This is a genomic window from Ketogulonicigenium robustum (genome assembly GCF_002117445.1).
GTDB classification, from domain to species: Bacteria; Pseudomonadota; Alphaproteobacteria; order Rhodobacterales; family Rhodobacteraceae; genus Ketogulonicigenium; species Ketogulonicigenium robustum.
The window spans coordinates 61733-80319 of record NZ_CP019937.1 but is presented as its reverse complement, the minus strand read 5'-3'; the positions used below and the strand labels follow the sequence as shown (position 1 = coordinate 80319).

Sequence of the window (18587 nt, the reverse complement as noted above, 5' to 3'; positions counted from 1 at the left end):
TTCAAACATCGGGGGCGTCATTCAACCCCAGCACCTCGCGCGCATAGGGGCTGAGGGTCATGCACGGGGTATCGATCTGCTCCAGCATGGGGATCAGCAGGTGTTCCTGATCCAGAAAAAGCGCCTTGGTCATCGCATCAGCCAAGCGCGGCAGGCCGTAGCGGTGGCTGCTGATGGAAACCGCCGACAGCCCGCCCATCGACGCCATTGCCAGCGAATTGAACGTGTAAACCCGCGTCAGGCCCGGCGCAGACCCCGGTGCCCGCGGCTGAAAGCGGTAATCGGCATCGATCAAGGGCTGGCGCAATCGGGTGGAATCGCGCCCCGCCGACGGTTGAAAAACGTCACCCCAACGCAAAGCGGCGGCGGCGATGTGCTGCAACTCGGGACGCAGGGTCATGTCGGATGTCAGGCCGGTTGCAGCGATGATGTGGTCGAACCGGAACGTGCCTTTGGGGGTGTCCACCACCACCTGTCCGGCCTCATAGCGCAGCGCCGTCCACGGGGCCCCGCGCCAGAACCGGAAGTTATCGAACGCCAGCGCGCGGTTGAAGTGATGCTCGGCCGGGGCCTGCGAGACGCCCGACAAAAACACGCCCAGATCCCACTTGGTCTGGTGGCTCAGCTGCGCAGCATGGCCCAAAAACCCGCTGTATTCAAAGGCGCGCACCAGATCGCGCAGCGATGCGTCGGGGCGGCGCATAAATGTCTGCACGCTGCGCGCCCCTGCATCCAGCGCGGCAACGCTGGCGTCAAAGGCAGATGCGCCCGCCCCCAACACCCCCACATCCTTGCCGCGCAGCGCCGCGGCATCAAACCCGTGGCACACATGGGAATAGGCGGTCGGCGGCAAGGCGTCGCGGATGAAATCGGGCACTGCCCAATCGCCGCCCCCTTCCATACCCGTGGCCAAAACCACATAGCGGCTGCGGATCGCCCCGCCATCCGCCGTGGTCAGGCTGACACCATCGGCGTCAAAGGCGATGTCGGTGACCGTGACATCATTGCGGATCTGCAGGTCGGCAATCGCGCGGTACCAGCGCAGATATTCCATCCACTGCACACGGGGCACACGGGTGATCGCATCCCATGCGGGCTGCCCATAACGGGCGACGAACCAGCTATGCACCGTTAGCGACGGCAGGCCCATTTCAAGGCCAGTGATCCCCTTGGGCGAGCGGATCTCGTGATTGCGGGCGTAAGTGTCCCAGACGCCCTCGTATCCTGCGGGGTTGCGGTCAAGCAGCAGCACATTGGTGATACCGCGCCGCTTCAGCATATGGCCCAAGCCCAAGCCCGACTGCCCTGCCCCGATGATGACCACGTCGGGTATATCCTGCCCCGCATATTGCTGCCCGATAACCCACGGCTGGGTGGCAAAGGACATCATGTCCATCTCGGCCCGAATCTGCGCGCGCAGCGACGCCAAACGCGCGGCGGCTGCGGGGTGATCCTGCAGCGGGGCGGGCGGGTCGGTCGATATGGGGTGCGCGGGCCGCGCAGCGGGCGATACCGACATCAGTGGGGGTGGCTCCTGCAGCGCCGGCGGGTTACCGGCAAGCCATGGTGGCGCAGCGGTGTGCCGTGGAAAAGCGCTCAGTCAGCGCCGCCCCGTTGCGTTTTTGGCAACGCCACCTAGCTTGCTCCGCGACTGACGCCCCCTTCCGGCTGGGGCAGGCCCACCATATCCCAAATATCGCGGCTAAACTCGGGCAAGGCCGCCCGCATCATCTCTAGCATCAGCGCACCGGCGGTCGACAAAATACGCCCCGCCCGCACCTGCAGCACCAGCGAGGGATTGCGCACCGCCGGATCAATCAGCGCCGCAAAGGCCAATTCCCCCCGCCGCACATCCGCCATGATGCCAACGGGACTGCGCACGCCAATCCCCAACCCAGCCTTCACCAGCGGCGGGATAAGATCGACGGTGTTCGTCTCGACAATCGTGGCCGAGGGGGCGGCGGCCTCGATCTGCTTTTGCCACGTCCCCGCCCCCAAGCTATCGGCCGCGCGGATCAGACGTACGCCTACCAGATCGTGCAGCGCAACCTTGCCCTGCCCTGCCAGAGCCGACTGCGGCGGCGCGACCAGCCCGACGGGCACTTCGACGCGCCCCGCCAGCGCAACCTCGGCGCGCGGCAGGGGCGACATGGCCAGCCCGATGTCGATTTCATCAGCGGCAATACGGGTCATAATCGTCTCGGCATCACCCACCTCGATCGTGTGGGTCACGGCGGGATTGGCCTGATGGAAGGCGGCCAGAACATTGGGCAGGAAATCGCGGGCAATCCCCGCCTCGCACCCCAAGCGCACGTGCCCGCGCCGCAAGCCGCGCAGGTCGTCGATTTGGGCAATGGCCCGCTCCAGATCGCGGTCTAGCTGGCGCACATACTGATACAGCACTTCGCCCGCCGCCGTCAGGCGCACGCCCGCCGCGCGGCGTTCGAACAGGCGGCACTGCAATTGTTCCTCCAGCTTCAGAATCTGGCGGTTTACGGCTGACGGCGCGACCGACAGCTGCTCGGCCGCCTGCCGCATCGACCCCGACCGCACAGTTTCGCTGAAATAGCGCAGCGCCACCAGATGCACGTGCACGAAGGAATTCGCCATGATCACCCGCCCCTTTGTCGCCCACCCCATCCAAGCGACGCGGCGGGCAAATAGCAAGGCGCGCCTAACGGTCGACGCTACGCATATCGCACGTCGTCATGGGGTTGCCGCATACACCACGAAACCATGCACGCGTCTGGGTGTGGGGCGTGATATCCACCAAGGCGTCGTTTGCAGCGCGCTTGAGCGTTTGGCGATAGTCGATCTGCACCCAATCACCCGCACACGACAAAACCTGATCGACCGCCCCGAGATCCGTCGCCCAATCGTCACCGAGATCGACCAGCTGCGCACTGCTGGTGTCGGGCTGCGCATAACCGCGCGCCGATTGGATGGCGAAGCGGACGCTATCCGCAGGCACCCACCCCGTATTAGGGGGCAGCGGCCGCGCATCGTCATTATCGCCATCGCTTGCCGCGACGATTTGAAACCAACCGTCCTGCGCTGCCCCCACCTCGACCATCACCGGAACGAGGGGATCCTCGCGGCCCGCTGGCGGGGTATTATCGCTGACAGGGTAAACGCCTAGTACGGCCGCCCCCGAGTCGGGCAAAGCGCGCGCGGGAACGCCATCGGCAACAGCAGGGCTGATCCAACCCGAAAGCGTGCAGCCTTGGGGCAGGACGTCAGCCACAGCCTCCACACCACCGCCAGCCAGCGCAGCCATACAGCACAAAAACACATGCAATTTCACCGCCAGACACCCTGCGCCATATTCGTACTTCGCGCACACTCTAGCCTGATCACATACCAGAGCAACGAAAACTGGGCACATGAAAGACGTGATTTCGGGGGTATGCTGGGAAAGTGGCGGAGACGAAGGGATTCATGTCTCCGTGATAATACGTTCAATATATTAATAAATATATAAAATAATTCCACCGTGTATCCCAGATTGTAGTGCGAAATGTAAGGTAGATGTTGGCATTTAAGGTCAGAAGGTTTGCCTTCATTTTGCCGCCCCGCGCTTCTGCGCGCCGATCTTAGGGCGGCTGCAGCCCGCGCAGGCTCTCGCCTGCTTGGCTGTCATATATAATATAAAGACGTTGTGGGGGGGGGGGGTGAGGTGGTGTGCATCCCTTCAAAGCTGGCATTGGTTTTGAGGTTTGTTTTATTTTTGCCCCTCTGCCCGCCGTCGCGGGACAGAGGGTCTTGGCGGCACGTTCCATGCCGCTTTTGCTGAGCGGGCCGCCCCGTCAGCCAAGTGAGCGTGTATATAATGATATGGGTATATCATTATATACAAAGAAAGAGCCTTTTGAGGGGGCGGTAGCGATGCCCCGCCCCTCAAAAGGCCGCACGCGATTGGCGTGCGAAGGTCATTTGGACGCCCATATCGTCGAAATGACAGCCGTAAGGGCCTTATGAGGATTGGTGCCATGACAAGGCACCAATCCAGTGGCCCGTGCGGCAGCTGCGCAGCACGGCCCCAGCGCAGCCGCTGGTCGCGACTATGGCCCTGAACGCCCAACGCCGGAGCGTTTTGGCGCTCAAGGCCGCGCGAAAGGGGTTCGAGGGGTGCTCCCCTCGCCAGCAAATGATTGAACAAAGGGCCGCAACAGGCGGCACTGTGGTTCAATATGTGCTGGAATCTGAGGGCCGAGCTCAAAGAGCAGACCACAGATTGCAAGGGGGTTGAGGCACGAGACCGCCGCGCAGTTGGCCCGCATGGGCCGACGGAGCGCCTCGCCGGCGCAAGGGGCAGAATAAGGTAGCTGCGAAGCTACCTACAGTCTGTCGTTATAGGTAGCCTTGAGCGGACACCTAGGTAGCGGATTATTCGGAGGTAAGGGCGGTGAGCGACCAAGGAAAAAATCGGCCAGCAGACCGCAGCGTAATGAATAACCGGACGTTCGGCCAACTTTGTAAAACGGCCTAACATTCCCACGGCCGTTTGGTCATTGCGAACCCATTGCGGACGGTCAGCCGGTCGTCCGCTCAGAGATCCAGCTCGATCTCTCCACCCCCAAATCTGCCTTCAACTCGCAATGGCTTATGTTTCGCAACTATGCCAAGCGTAAGGCCTTGACTAGAGCGCACTTATTAAATCAATTTGGGCCGGCAACGCCTGGGAGACCGCCTCGTTGGGAAACTATACATTTTTTCGTCCTGCGCAAATTATAGAGATCAGACTCGATGATCAGTAGAATTTCAATACGGAACTTTCGGTCAATTGCGAGTGCCGATATTGATGGAAATTGGATTACAACACTCGTTGGTGCAAATGATGCAGGAAAGTCTAACGTTCTGCGAGCCTTAAATTTATTCTTCAATAATGAGATAAATTCAGGGGAGGATTTCGAGTTTACACGAGACTACAATCAATTTGCGCCAGCGCTAAATCGGAAAGCTGCGCAGATTGAGATTTCGATTATTTTTGATCTACCCGATGGATATAAGCGCGAAGGGCAGTCCGATCAAGTTGTTTGGAAAAAAGTCTGGCGTAAGGATGGTGAGGTGCGTGCTTTAGAGAGGCGCGCGTTCTCCGACGGGCAGCCATTTCCACAAAGAAGCAAAATACCGGCGTTGCTAGATCGAATCAGGTTTACGCATATCCCCGCGATTAAGGATAAGGCGTTTTTCGCCGATCTTCAGGGACGGCTGTATGACGTGCTCGCCTCCGTCGCTGAGGGGCCATTAAAAAATTCAGCAGGGGAGTTTCAAGCTCAGCTTGGCGCGCAACTACAGGATTTGCTCTCGAACCTCAGAGAAGCGTTCGAGGCGGAGTCCACAATGCGGCTCCCCGAAAATCTTCGCGAAATTTTCGAAAGCTTGGAGATCAGTTCTGGTGAAGTTCCTCTCTCTCGGCGTGGGGATGGAATTAAAATCCGGCATATTCCGTTGATGCTGAAGTTTATAGCACAAAAGCAGGATGACCTTCTTACTAGAGGCGGAGTCCGTTACACACATATCTGGGGATTTGAAGAGCCGGAGAATAACGTTGAGATGTCTGCCGCTTTTGCAATGGGAGATGAGTTCCTTGAACTCATTGCAGAATCGGATCGCTTTCAACTTTTTTTGACTACGCATTCTCCAATTTTCTATCGTCTCGACCAACGCAGGCCCGAAGGTGTCGACTGGCTCACCTCCCATTTTGTGTCGAAAAGTGGCAACCATACGATTACGACAACCCGCGCTCCCGACGAGGTGGATGAAAGCATGGGCTTGATGCCGATAGTGGCTCCGTATGTCGCAGAAGCCAAGAGGCGCTATGATGAGATTGGTGCGCAACTGGAAGCCGTCCAAGACATTGCAGAGCAGCGCCGCCCGACAATTTTTGTCGAAGGCGATAGTGACCGCGTTGTCTTTGCGAAAGCCTGGCAGCTCTTTAGCGGCATCGCAGATGATCGCGTTTACATCTGTTCAGGTGGAGAAGCGTATGGTGGAGCCTCAGCTCTGCATAGTCGTTCGCTCGCTTGGATGTTGACAGTGCGTCATCGACCTGTAGCTGATCGCGTAAAATCAGCATCAGTATTCGACGATGATGCCAGCGGAAACGCTGCGAGAGTGTCTCTCGGAAATGACATTACTAGAATGAATCTGGGTCACTGTGGTTTGAAATCCTTTAAGCTCGATACTCCACCCAGACTTCAGCCTCTCGCTCGGCGCGGGTTTAAACTTTCGGTGGATCTTGAATCTTACTATACCGACGCAGTGTGGGAGCGTGCGATCGAGAGTGGCTGGCTCGAGCCTATCGACGATCTTGCAAGCTTGCTTTCTCCTAAATTGTTAAATCGGATGGCAGCCGGCGGAGCGAATCCATTTGCTGAACTAAATGAGGCAGACGCATCGCGAATCTGTAATAAGTTCAATGATCTGGGTAAGCGGCGGGCGTCGATGTTTATTCAGCGTCTGGATCAGGAAGACGCTGAGCGGGAGCTCGAAAGCTTCCGTCCTATGATCGAAAAAATTCGCGGTCATCTTTTCCAAGGAGGTGCGGATGCCGCTGCGGAGTAAGGTAAAAAACCTACACTAAACGCAGACCAGCCAACGGCAGGAATGTCCGCATCGCCGACCTTCGTATCACGTTCTGACCCCGTCACGCCTGAGCGCAGCTTTCGGATAGCTAAAGCCGCGATTGGCAGCGAGCTCGCGCGCCATCTCGAACCGCGCCAGCGCCTCGCCGTCGCGACCCGTGAGTTTGATCTCCCAAGCGGCGACAAGCTCAGACCACACCTTCACCGCCTTTTCCGACGCCAAGGCGAGCGAATCCGTGTGCAGAGACAGGTCAATGAACGCGCGTCGCTCGACCGACTCATACCGACGCGGCACGCGGCGATAGAGATAATAACTGGAGCCACGCAGGACAGGGGAGGGAATCTTCTTCATGCCCCAACGCTAGCGCCCGAAAAGCCGCAAGCGCAATCACCCAGTAAGGGAGAATGTATGGGGAAATGTAGGGTAAATTTGCACACTCTGATAAGTGATATTATAAATATCATTTATTATCAGTGGTTTGCGCAACTCTATCGCAAGAAAAATGGCGGAGACGAAGGGATTCGAACCCTCGAGACCCTTTAGGGGCCTGCACCCTTAGCAGGGGTGTGCCTTCGACCACTCGGCCACGTCTCCGCCTGCGGGTCTATCAGCCAAAGCCGATGAAACACAAGGTCAATTCTGCGTCCGAGGGCGCAGTTGCAGTAGGGTCAAGCAGCGGGCATGAAAATCGTCGTCACAGCCCCATTAAGGGCTTATCTTTATCGCTAGCGCCTGCGACCAACGCAGGCAGCAGCACTTTCACCCGCAGCCCGCCCGCTGGCGACGCCTCCAGCTCGAGGCTGCCGCCATGGCGTTCTATAATGCGGTTCGCAAGGTAAAGCCCCAGCCCCACGCCTTCGGACTGGTCAGTTCGCGCCGTCTGGCCGCGTTGAAAGGGCTGCAAAAGGCGGGCGCGATCCTCGGGGGGGATGCCAGGGCCGTCATCGTCGAACAGAATCATATGCTTGCAACCGCGTCCATCACGCGGCTGCGGGCCTGCAACCAGCTTGACGCGCACGGTCTGGGCATATTTCCCTGCGTTCTCGATCAGGTTGGAAAAAGCCCGATCCAGCAGGCCGACGTGTCCCTGCATCAGCGCAAGCCGCTGGGGCAACGGGTCTTGCAGGGGCAGGTCGTAATCCGCGGTGATGTCGCGCAACAAATGGCGCAGGTCCATCGTCTCTTCCAGCCGGGCCATTTCGGTTTCAGTGAAGCGGAAGGCCCCGTCAGCCACGCGGGTGATCTGGTCGATGTCATGTTCAGCCGCCGCGCGCAGATCGCTATCCAACTTGCGAATCCGTAACGTCAGACGCGCCAGCGGCGTGCGGATGTCGTGCGACAGCGCCGCAATCATGTCGCTGCGGCTTCGGTCGGCCTGCGCGATGTTCTGTTGCATGCGGTTGAATGCCAAAACCAGCACGCGCAAATCCGGCGGTCGCGGCACAGGCAAGGGGCGCGGCTCCAGATCGCGGCCGAAGTCTTCGGCAGCGGCGGCAAGACGGCGCAGGGGGTTCGTCTCGCGCCAGATAATCGCCATCGAGAGCAGCGCGACGCCAGCCAGAAACAATGCCGTAAACACCCCCAGCGGGATGCCCGCGAAAAACAGCCCGCGTACGGGGTGGCGATACAGATTCACCCATGTCCCGTCAGCCAGTCGCACCGAAACCCGGACCTGCTGGGTATTTATACTGCGCGAAAGGTTGGGCAAAAACCAATGGCGCCCCTCGCGCGGGATCACGACTTGCAGCTGATGGCTGCCCAACATATCAGAATAATCCGAAAGCCATGCGCCGAACCCGGGCACGACCACCTCGCCGCTGCGCGCATCGATACCATCACCCAAGGCGGGGATATCGTCCGTCCAACTGATCGTCGTTCCTTCATCCGAAATCGACCTTACCAACAAGCCGCGCTGCTCGGCGTTGCTGTGGTCCATCAGGGTGACGATTGCCTCTAGCCGGTCGGGGAACATGGCGGCGCGGCGCGTCAGCGCATCGACCCCACGGTCAGATATATAGACCACCACGCTGAGGATCTGCAGCACCAGCATGGAAAACAGGATGACCAACATCAGCCGGGCGCCAAGACCCAGCTTGCTCATACCTTTGTCCTGTGCACGGGGCAGACCAGAACATAGCCGCCGCCGCGCACTGTCTTGATGATCTGGCCCGCGTCATCGCCCAACTTGCGCCGCAGCTTGGACACCTGAACATCAATGGCGCGGTCAAACGGGCCGCTCACGCGTCCGCGCGTGGTATCCAGCAAGTGGTCACGGCTCAGCACGCGCCCGGGCGCGATGACGAACTGCACCAGCAGCTCGAACTCACCCGATGACAGCCCCGCATCAACGCCGTCATCGCGCCCCACCAGACTGCGCGCGGCGAAATCCAACCGCCAGTCCAGAAAATCGGCAACCTCGCGCCCGCCCGGCCCCTCGACCGGCACCGCGCGGCGCAGCAGGGCGCGGACACGGGCGATCAGCTCGCGGGGGTTGAAGGGCTTGGGCAGGTAGTCGTCGGCGCCCAGTTCCAGCCCGACGATACGGTCTATATCGGCCCCGCGCGCCGTCAGCATCATGATGCGGAAGGGGGATTCGGGCGCCAAGCGCCGGCAAATCGACAGGCCGTCCTCGCCGGGTAGCATGACATCGAGTAGCAGCACATCGGGGTGCTCGCGCAGCAGATAGACATCCAGCGCGCGGCCATCGGGCAGCGGGGTCACAAGGAACCCCTCTTCCTCCAGTAAACTGGCAACCAGATTGCGCAGCTCGTCGTCGTCCTCGACCAGCGCGATGCGGCGCGGCGTGTCATAGCTATTTCTGTTCATGGCGAAACTATAGCGCGGCTGAGGCGGGCGCAGAAAGGCACCTTACAAAATATTACATCGCCGCCCACGCGCTAGCTGGCCAGAACGGCGATCAACGCCAGCGCGGCGGGCAGCGTCTGAACGAATATGATCTTGCGGCTGGATGTCAGCGCGCCAAATACCCCCGCCACCGCGACACACAGCAGGAAGAACACCTTGATCGCATCGCCCTGCGGGCCCAGCCAAATCCCCCAGATCAGCCCGGCCGCCAAAAAGCCGTTATAGACCCCCTGATTTGCGGCCAAAATCTTGGTGGCCTTGGCAAAGTCGGGCTGTAGGCCAAAGGCGCGGATACCTTGCGGCTTGTCCCACAAGAACACCTCGAGGACGAAAATCCATATATGAATCAGCGCGACCAGCGCCGTCAGAATTACCGCGATCATTCCAACCCACCTTCTTCGCCCCATCACTATCAGGGCAGCCTAGCACCTACCCCCACCCACGCAAGAGGGCTATAGCCGTAACCCCCGCAGCCGCAGCGCGTTGGTGATCACACTGACCGAGGATAACGCCATCGCCAGCGCCGCCACCACGGGCGACAGCAAAATGCCAAAGGTCGGGTAAAGCACCCCCGCCGCCAGCGGGATGCCCGCAGCGTTGTAGATAAAGGCGAACATCAGGTTCTGCCGAATGTTCCGCATCGTTGCCTGCGACAGCACACGCGCATTCACGATACCCGTCAGATCGCCCTGCAGCAGCGTCACACCCGCGCTTTCAATGGCCACATCCGTGCCTTGGCCCATCGCGATACCCACATCCGCAGCGGCCAGCGCGGGCGCGTCATTCACCCCGTCGCCCGCCATCGCGACAACTTTGCCCTGCCCTTTCAGCTTGGCCACAACAGCGGCTTTCTGGTCAGGCAGCACATCAGCCTCGACCGCATCAATAGCAAGGCGTTTCGCCACAGCTTGCGCCGTAGTGACATTGTCGCCCGTCAGCATGACGACATGCACCCCTTCGGCCTGCAGCGCACTGATCGCGTCAAGGCTGGTTTCCTTGATCGGGTCGGCGATGGCCAAGGCGCCCGCCAAGCGGCCATCGACCGCCATGAAAATCGCGCTGGCTCCATCCTGACGCATATCCTCGGCCGTGGCGGCCAGCGGCGCGACATCGACGCTGCTCTCGCCCAGAAAGCCCGCATTCCCCAGCAAGATCTGCATGCCCTCAACCGTGGCGGTCACGCCCTTGCCCACGGGCTGGTCGAACCCCGTAACCGAGGGGATCGCCACGCCGCGGCTTTGCGCCGCTTTCACAATCGCCTGCGCCAGCGGGTGCTCAGACCCAGCCTCGGCAGCGGCGGCTAACCGCAATAGCGTGTCTTCGTCGAAGCCCCCGCTAGCGGCGATGCGCAGCAGCGCTGGCTTCCCTTCGGTCAGCGTTCCGGTTTTGTCGACGACCAGCGTGTCGACCTTTTCCATCCGCTCCAGCGCCTCGGCATTCTTGATCAGAACGCCCGCACCCGCACCTTTGCCGATACCCACCATAATCGACATCGGCGTCGCCAGCCCCAGCGCACATGGACAGGCGATGATCAAAACCGAGACCGCCGCCAACAGCCCGTTCGCAAAACGCGGGTCCGGCCCGACAGCTGCCCAGACGACGAACGCCAGCACCGCAATGCCGATCACAGCCGGCACGAACCAGCCTGCGACCTGATCGGCCATGCGCTGAATGGGCGCACGGCTGCGCTGCGCATCGGCGACCATCTGCACGATGCGGGCCAACATCGTATCGTGCCCCACCTTTTCGGCCCGCATGATCAGCGCGCCGGTCTGGTTGACCGTGCCTGCCACCAGCGGGTCGCCCACATCACGCGAGACGGGCATCGCCTCGCCCGTGACCAAAGATTCGTCCAACGACGACCGTCCTTCGGTCACCACACCGTCGACGGGCACCGTCTCGCCAGGGCGAATGCGCAGCAGATCGCCCAGCGCAACCGCCTCGATCGGCACATCCTCGTCCTGCCCGCCAGCAGATATGCGCCGCGCGGTCTTCGGCGACAGGTCCAGCAGCGCGCGGATCGCGCCCGAGGTCTGCTCGCGCGCGCGCAGCTCCAGCACTTGGCCCAGCAGCACCAACACGGTGATGACGGCGGCGGCCTCGAAATAAACGGCGACGCTGCCGTCGCTGGCGCGGAACGTGGCAGGGAATAGCCCCGGCGCCAGCGCGGCGATCATGCTATAGGCCCAAGCCACGCCCGTCCCCATGGCGATCAGGGTAAACATGTTCAGGCTGCGGTTGCGGATCGACGCCCAGCCCCGCTGAAAGAACGGTGCCCCCGCCCACAGCACCACAGGCGTCGCTAACACCAACTGCGCCCAGACCGACACATGCGGCGGCACCATGTGGTGCAGCGCGGGGAAGATATGGCTGCCCATTTCAAGCGCAAAAACCGGTATCGTCAGCGCCAGCGCAACCCAGAACCGGCGCGTCATATCTACCAGTTCGGCGCTGGGGCCGCTGTCCGGCGTTGCGACCAACGGCTCTAGCGTCATGCCGCAAATGGGGCAGACCCCGGGCGCGTCGCGGCGAATTTCGGGATGCATCGGGCAGGTCCAAACCGTGCCCTTGGCCGCAGCGACAGGTGCGGGCGCGCCTTTCATATAGCTATCGGGTGCGGCGTCGAACTTGGCCTTGCACCCGCTTGAACAGAAATAATACCGTTGCCCGTGGTAATCGCTGAAATGCTGCGCTGTCGCAGGATTCACATCCATACCGCAGACAGGGTCTTTTACAGTCTTGGCCCCCGCAGACGCATGCGCGCCGTCACTATGCGTGTGGCTATGCCCATGGCTATGCTGGTTTTCCATCTTGTCACCTTCATCGTGCCGGGCTGCCGGTGCGAGCGGCAGGCATCACGCTGGCGTGAAAAAAATTCGACACTTACCGTTCTGTATGCACTTATATACCGCTATTTTGCGCCTAGGTAATGAAAAGTACAACGCGAAAGGGGTTTCCCCATGTTTGGCAGTCACTGGCAATTCCGGCATATCTCGGGCAGCGCCCGAGGGGCGAAATCCGTCTGTTTCGGCGTGAAATGCGCCTACCCCGCAAAAGCAATTCCAGACGCCACCAAACCCGCGCGTGCCCCACGCGAATGAAATGCCCGGCCCGTCCCGCACCAAGCGGGGCGGGCTTTTTGTTCAACCCAAGCCCCGCAGCGGTCGCACGTGCCGCGCCATCGGGACCAGAAGTGGAGAAGACACATGGCTTACGCAACGATCAACCCCTACACCGGCGAAACCGTCGCCACCTTCAAGGACGCGACCGATGACGAAGTGCGCGCCGCAATCGGCGGGGCCCATGATGCGTTTCTAGCGTGGCGCAACACCAGCTTTGCCGAACGCGGCAAGATCTTGCAAAACGCCGCCAATATCCTGCGCCGTGATGCCGACGCCTACGCCCGCCTGCTGACGCTGGAAATGGGCAAACTGACCGCCGAGGCCAAGGCCGAGGTTGAGCTGTCGGCCAAGATCTTCGAATACTACGTCCGTAACGCGGAAAAGCTGCTAGCCCCCGAAAAGCTGCCGGTGCTTGATCCAGCCGAAGGCGACAACATTCTGGTGCACGAACCCCTTGGCGTACTGCTAGCGATCGAGCCTTGGAACTTCCCCTACTACCAGATCGCCCGCATTTTGGCCCCCCAACTGTCGGCCGGGAACACGCTGATCCTGAAGCACGCCTCGAACGTGCCGCAGGCCGCCGCTGCGTTTGAAAAGCTGATGGCCGAGGCTGGCCTGCCCACAGGCGCGTTCAAGAACCTTTATGCCACGCGCGACCAGATCGAACTGATCATCAACGACGACCGCGTCCACGGTGTTGCCCTGACCGGGTCGGAAGGCGCAGGATCGGTCGTCGCATCGCAAGCAGGCAAGGCGCTGAAAAAATCGACGTTGGAACTGGGCGGCGCCGACGCTTTCGTCGTTCTGAAAGACGCCGACATGCAAAAGACCATCGACTGGGCCGTGTTCGGGCGTCACTGGAACGGCGGTCAGGTTTGCGTCTCGTCCAAGCGTATGATCATCGTGGACGAGGTCTATGACCAATTCCTTGAGGGCTATCGCAAGGGCGTCGCGGGTCTTGTTGCGGGCGACCCCTTTGCCCCCGAAACCACCCTTGCCCCGCTGTCGTCCAAAGGCGCCGCCGAAGAGGTGAAGGACAAGATCCGCGAAGCCGTCAAACACGGTGCCAAGGCCGAGGAAGTCGGCCCCGCCGTGCCGAACCAAGGCGCATTTGTGCAGCCGACCATTCTGACCGACATCGGCGAAGACAACCCTGCCCGCTATTGGGAATTCTTCGGCCCCGTCTCGATGCTGTTCCGCGCCAAGGACGAGGATGACGCCGTCCGTATCGCCAACGACTCGCCGTTCGGGTTGGGGGGCTCGGTCTTTACCGCCGATGCCAAGCACGGCGCCGAGGTGGCCAAGCGCATCTCGACCGGCATGGTCTTTGTGAACCACCCGACCAAGGTCGAGGCCGACCTGCCCTTCGGCGGCATCCGCCGCTCGGGCTATGGCCGCGAGCTGATCGGGCTGGGGCTGAAGGAATTCGTCAACCACAAGCTGATTGGCGTCGTCGACATCGACGCGCATTTCTAATTCCAACAGGGGCCTGCGCATAACGTGGGCCCCCACCACACCAACAAGGATTGTATGATGTCTGTTAAAGGTAAAGTCGTTTTAATCACCGGCGCGGGCCAAGGCATTGGCCGCGGCATCGCCCTGCGCCTCGCCAAAGATGGCGCCAACATCGCACTGGTCGACCTGCGCGCCGAACAGTTGGAAGGCGTCAAGAAAGAGGTCGAGGCCTTTGGCGTCAAGGCCACCACCTTCGTGGCCGATGTCAGCAAGCAAGATCAGGTCAAGGCCGCCGTCGATCATGCCGAGAAGGAACTGGGCGGGTTCGACGTGATCGTCAACAACGCGGGCATCGCGCAGGTCAAGCCGCTGGCCGACGTCACCCCCGAGGATATGGACCGCATTTTCCGTATCAACGTCGATGGCGTTCTGTGGGGCATTCAGGCCGCAGCCGCCAAGTTCAAGGCGCTGGGGCACAAGGGCAAAATCATCAACGCCTCGTCCATCGCAGGGCATGACGGGTTTGCGATGCTGGGTGTCTATTCGGCCACGAAATTCGCCGTCCGCGCCCTGACCCAAGCCGCTGCCAAAGAATATGCCAGCGCCGGGATCACCGTGAACGCCTATTGCCCCGGCATCGTCGGCACCAGCATGTGGGTCGAAATCGACGAACGCTTTGCCGAAATCACCGGTACCCCCAAAGGCGAGACGTATAAGAAATACGTCGACGGTATCGCCTTGGGCCGTGCCCAAACGCCCGAGGATGTCGCAGCCCTTGTCGCTTTCCTTGCCAGCGATGATTCAGACTACATCACCGGTCAGGCCATTCTGACAGACGGCGGTATTGTCTACCGCTAAGCGTGTGGCGCGGCCCCATCGGGCCGCGCCTTTGCCTTACAGTTTCTGGGTGACGAAGCGGGTGTCCAGATAGGCATCGACCGCCTCGGACCCGCCCTCGGTGCCGTAACCGGAATCGCCGATCCCGCCAAAGGGCACTTCGGGCAGCGCCAGCCCCAAATGGTTCACCGTCAGCATCCCTGCGCGCACGCGCGCCCGCAGGTGGTCGGATGTTTCCGAAGACTTGGTGAAGGCATAGGCCGCCAGGCCGAACGGCAGGCGGTTCGCTTCGGCCAGCGCATCCTCGATCCCCGCGACACGGTTCACGACAGCCACGGGGCCAAAGGGTTCGTCATTCATGATCTGCGCCGATGTCGGCACATCGGCCAGAATGGTCGGCTCAAAGAAATAGCCTTTGTTGCCGATCCGGCGGCCGCCCGTGACGATGCGCCCGCCGTGCTGCACGGCATCGTCGATCATGCCCTGCAGCGCGGGAATGCGCCGCTCGTTCGCAAGGGGGCCGATGTCGCTGTCTGCGTCCATCCCGTCGCCGACGCGCAACTTGGACGCAGCCTCGGCAAAGCCCGCAAGGAACCGATCCGCCACCCCGTCCTGCACCAAAAAGCGCGTGGGCGAGACACAAACCTGCCCCGCATTGCGGAACTTGTGCGTCGTCATCAGGGCGATCGCCTCGTCAATATCGGCGTCGTTAAAGATCATCACCGGCGCGTGGCCGCCCAGCTCCATCGTGGCGCGCTTCATATGCTGACCCGCCAGACCCGCCAGATGCTTGCCTACAGGGGTCGAGCCGGTGAACGAGATTTTGCGGATCACCGGATGCGGGATCAGGTATTGCGAAATCTCGGACGGCACCCCGTAGACAAGATTCACCACCCCCGCCGGCACGCCCGCATCCATAAAGCAACGCAGCAGTTCGGCGGGCGATGCGGGGGTTTCCTCGGGCGCTTTGACGATGATCGAGCAGCCAGTGCACAGCGCCGCCGACAGCTTGCGCACCACTTGGTTCACGGGGAAATTCCACGGTGTAAAGGCCGCGACCGGCCCGACCGGGTCCTTGATGGTGATTTGCAGCACGCCGGGGGCGCGGGCGGGAATCACCTGCCCATAAGTGCGGCGGCCTTCCTCGGCGAACCAATCGATGGTGTCGGCGGCGCCAAGCACCTCCATCTTGCTTTGCGCCAGTGGTTTACCCTGTTCCAGCGTCAACAACACGGCAATATCGGCGGCGCGTTCACGCAGCAAATCGGCCGCGCGGCGCATGATCTTTGACCGATCATAGGCGGACACGGCTTTCCACACGTCGAACCCACGCTGTGCGGCATCCAGCGCCAAATCCAGATCGGCGGTGCCTGCATGGGCGACGTGGCCGATCACCTCCTCGCTCGCGGGATTAACGACGGGAATCGTGCGGCCATCCAAGGCGGCGCGCCATGTGCCGTCGATCAGCAATAACGTGTCGTGATACATCGGGGGTCCTCGTTCGGGATGAAGGCAGGGGCGTAAGGCCGCCGCCAGCTACTCCGCGATGATATCCACGCCAGCCTAGGGCGGCAACAGCGCGATCGCACGGCGCGCGCGGGGCTGCGATGCGCAGGCCGGTGCGTCGGCAGAAACGCGCCCATACGCGGCGCGGCGCACCAAATGGGTGCAAAGCCGCTGCCACCACCGCAAGGTTTTGTGAAACAAAAGGTATCCCATGCAGCATCACATCTTTGCCGCCAGCACCTCGACATTGGCAGCCTTGGTCACCGCGCTTTGTGCCTCCTCCGCGACGGCGCAGGCGCTGGACATCGACATTTCGACCGAACTTGCGGGCTTCACCGCAGGTCGCCCCGCACAGTTGGCCCCGCCGCCGGATGGCGACCGCAGCTGTTTCGCGGCCCCGCCGACCAGCGTGGGTGGCCAACTGGTTGACGCGCTAGGGTGGCATGTCACCAGCGAGGCTCCCTTGGGCCCGTATACGCTTGTCAGCTTCGCAGCCGGGGCCAACGAGGCTGGTGGAGGAGCCTGCGCCATCAGCGGCGGCAATATCGGGGTCTTCAGCGATGATCACCTGCTGGGCCTGATCTGGGCCGAAGGCGACATGCCCTTCGCCATTGGCGGGCTGGAAGCGTTGGAAAACGGGGCGGTGCGGTTGCGCGACGGCGATGTGCTGTCGCTGCCCACGGCCGACATCGCGTTGACCGCAGCCGGTCACATCGCCCTCGCCCCACTGCCCGAACGCGAGAGCGTCTGCGGCGGGTCGATGGAGCTGCCCCTGCGCTACGGCCAGCCGATTGCCACCGCCCGCGAGGCCTACCTTGCCGCGGGGTGGGAGGTTGAAATCACCCCGCCCGAGGCGCGCGACCCCCAGTCTATCGCGTTCGCCGAAGGCGGCGTGCCCGAGGCTGACAGTTGCTCGGGAACCGGTCTGAACTTTTGCAGCTTCCGCTACACCAACGGCCCCGATCTGTTGCAGGTCGTCACTGCAGGCGAAGGTGTTCCGCCCGAAGGGCCCACCGTCGTCGGGCAAAACGTCAGCTGCGGCGGCTAAACCGCCAGCCGCCCCGCGCGCAGCGTGTAAATGATGGCGCGGTCTTGCGCCGTCAACCTGTCTGACAGGGCCCGATCCAGCACGATGCGCGGGTCGGGCAGCTGCAGATCATTCATAAAAATACGCTCGCAAAAGCGCGCATCTGGTGCGGCGACCTGCAACACGGCCTGCCAAACCTGCGCATAGGTCGCCGCATCACAGTACGAGCCGAAATCCGACAGCGAAAACCCCGTCACCCCCTGCACCCCCAAACGCGGCAGATCCAGCAAGCCCCCATCGATGCGGCGAATGCGGGCCAGCCCCGCGCGGATGCCGTCGTGATTCTCAGGCAAAAGGTGCAAAGGCAGCGCGGCAGGCGGCGCGATGGTGCCGCGCAGGATCAGGCTGGCAAAATCGCTCTCGCGCCACAAAAAGCGACCGGCAGCGCCAGTGAATGCGCCTGCCAGACGCGCTTCGACCACGCGGGGCGGCGGCAGGAAGGCCCCGCCCGGCTCGCCCACCAGCCGCGTCCACACCCAACGCTGTCCCAGCGCGCGGATGGCAAGGCGCCACGCGCGATCATCGAAATACTGCCGCCACAGGGCTGCCTGCACATCCACATCGGGGGCGGCGAACAGCGCGTCGATGCGCGCCTGCCCCCGCCACAACCGCGTGGCGCGCGCACCAAAGCGCAGCACCTTTTCCCATAGCCCCGCGTAAATCACGCCGCGGGCCAAAATCTTTTGGCGCGCATCCCAAAAGGCGCGGTCATCGGGGGTCAGCGCTGGCCGCAGCGCCTGATAAGTCGCCGCGCGGTCATCGCTGGCGGTCACGCCCAAAAACGCCAGCAATGCATCGTGATCCAATACATCGAAGGCCGCCATTTTCAGCCCCAGCAGGGCATTTTGCGCAGGGTTCATATCCAGCGCGAGGACTTGGTCAGCCGCCCCCAGCAGCAGATCTAACGCGCGCGCGCCGCTGCCTGTCAGCGTCACAATCGTGCCGCGCTGCGTGCCAATCGCGGCCAGCTCGCTGCGACTATCCTCGTTCGCCGAGGTGAAATTCAGATTCCCGAAAAAGCCCACACCATTCCCCTTGCAGCCGCGTAGATCGGCGGAAACTGTCCCAAGCCGTTCGAAACGCTTGCAGCTTTTCGCGCAACGTTTACCTGTTACAGGCCGCAGGCT

The 18587-nt window shown here is 61.7% G+C and carries 14 protein-coding genes and 1 tRNA gene; 4 read left to right on the top strand and 11 right to left on the bottom strand.

Annotation, left to right across the window (positions count from 1 at the left end):
- Position 1 precedes the first annotated feature (1 nt).
- From BVG79_RS00385 to BVG79_RS00375, 3 genes are all read right to left on the bottom strand, one after another.
- Positions 2 to 1519, bottom strand: coding sequence for an NAD(P)-binding domain-containing protein (locus BVG79_RS00385; protein ID WP_085785156.1), 1518 nt, complete (start codon positions 1517 to 1519; stop codon positions 2 to 4).
- Between the two features lie 116 nt (positions 1520 to 1635).
- Entirely contained in the window at positions 1636 to 2610 is a 975-nt protein-coding gene (locus tag BVG79_RS00380) for a LysR family transcriptional regulator (RefSeq protein WP_236951377.1), read from the bottom strand.
- A 64-nt stretch (positions 2611 to 2674) separates the two neighbouring features.
- Entirely contained in the window at positions 2675 to 3244 is a 570-nt protein-coding gene (locus BVG79_RS00375) for a hypothetical protein (protein WP_217622879.1), read from the bottom strand.
- A 1502-nt stretch (positions 3245 to 4746) separates the two neighbouring features.
- Between BVG79_RS00375 and BVG79_RS00370 the strand changes: the two genes are divergently transcribed.
- Positions 4747 to 6567, top strand: a complete 1821-nt coding sequence (locus BVG79_RS00370) for an ATP-dependent nuclease (protein WP_085785153.1) — start codon at positions 4747 to 4749, stop codon at positions 6565 to 6567.
- Between the two features lie 66 nt (positions 6568 to 6633).
- On the opposite strand, the gene BVG79_RS00365 is transcribed toward BVG79_RS00370, so the two are convergent.
- The 6 genes from BVG79_RS00365 to BVG79_RS00340 all read right to left on the bottom strand — a co-directional run bounded on the left by BVG79_RS00365 (position 6634) and on the right by BVG79_RS00340 (position 12263).
- Positions 6634 to 6939, bottom strand: coding sequence for a DUF6538 domain-containing protein (locus BVG79_RS00365; RefSeq protein ID WP_085785152.1), 306 nt, complete (start codon positions 6937 to 6939; stop codon positions 6634 to 6636).
- A 152-nt stretch (positions 6940 to 7091) separates the two neighbouring features.
- Positions 7092 to 7182 (bottom strand) — tRNA-Ser (locus BVG79_RS00360).
- Between the two features lie 100 nt (positions 7183 to 7282).
- Positions 7283 to 8689, bottom strand: a complete 1407-nt coding sequence (locus BVG79_RS00355) for a sensor histidine kinase (RefSeq protein ID WP_236951376.1) — start codon at positions 8687 to 8689, stop codon at positions 7283 to 7285.
- On the bottom strand, positions 8686 to 9414 hold the full coding sequence (locus tag BVG79_RS00350; protein WP_085785151.1) for a response regulator: 729 nt from the start codon (positions 9412 to 9414) through the stop codon (positions 8686 to 8688). The genes BVG79_RS00355 and BVG79_RS00350 overlap by 4 nt, the downstream gene beginning before the upstream one ends.
- Positions 9415 to 9485: 71 nt before the next feature.
- Positions 9486 to 9836 carry a DUF1304 domain-containing protein gene (locus BVG79_RS00345; RefSeq protein ID WP_085785150.1) on the bottom strand — a complete coding sequence of 117 codons (351 nt, stop codon included), beginning with the start codon at positions 9834 to 9836 and terminating at the stop codon, positions 9486 to 9488.
- A 69-nt stretch (positions 9837 to 9905) separates the two neighbouring features.
- Positions 9906 to 12263: a heavy metal translocating P-type ATPase gene (locus tag BVG79_RS00340; RefSeq protein WP_085785149.1), complete on the bottom strand. Its 2358-nt coding sequence runs from the start codon at positions 12261 to 12263 to the stop codon at positions 9906 to 9908.
- A 396-nt stretch (positions 12264 to 12659) separates the two neighbouring features.
- On the opposite strand from BVG79_RS00340, the gene BVG79_RS00335 reads away from it, so the two are divergent.
- Together BVG79_RS00335 and BVG79_RS00330 are read left to right on the top strand one after the other, a co-directional pair.
- Positions 12660 to 14051 (top strand): NAD-dependent succinate-semialdehyde dehydrogenase, encoded by a 1392-nt coding sequence (locus tag BVG79_RS00335; protein WP_085785148.1) that lies wholly within the window; start codon positions 12660 to 12662, stop codon positions 14049 to 14051.
- 54 nt (positions 14052 to 14105) lie between these two features.
- On the top strand, positions 14106 to 14888 hold the full coding sequence (locus BVG79_RS00330; RefSeq protein ID WP_236951375.1) for an acetoin reductase: 783 nt from the start codon (positions 14106 to 14108) through the stop codon (positions 14886 to 14888).
- A 36-nt stretch (positions 14889 to 14924) separates the two neighbouring features.
- Here BVG79_RS00330 and BVG79_RS00325 read toward each other — a convergent pair whose 3' ends face one another.
- Entirely contained in the window at positions 14925 to 16355 is a 1431-nt protein-coding gene (locus tag BVG79_RS00325; protein WP_085785146.1) for an NAD-dependent succinate-semialdehyde dehydrogenase, read from the bottom strand.
- A gap of 229 nt (positions 16356 to 16584) precedes the next feature.
- Here BVG79_RS00325 and BVG79_RS00320 point away from each other — a divergent pair, with 229 nt between their 5' ends.
- The gene (locus tag BVG79_RS00320; protein WP_085785145.1) at positions 16585 to 17421 is read left to right on the top strand and encodes a hypothetical protein; all 837 of its coding nucleotides are present in this window, start codon (positions 16585 to 16587) and stop codon (positions 17419 to 17421) included.
- On the opposite strand, the gene BVG79_RS00315 is transcribed toward BVG79_RS00320, so the two are convergent.
- Complete coding sequence (locus BVG79_RS00315) at positions 17418 to 18485, bottom strand: DUF3419 family protein (RefSeq protein ID WP_085785144.1); 1068 nt, start codon at positions 18483 to 18485, stop codon at positions 17418 to 17420. The genes BVG79_RS00320 and BVG79_RS00315 overlap by 4 nt on opposite strands.
- Positions 18486 to 18587 lie beyond the last annotated feature (102 nt).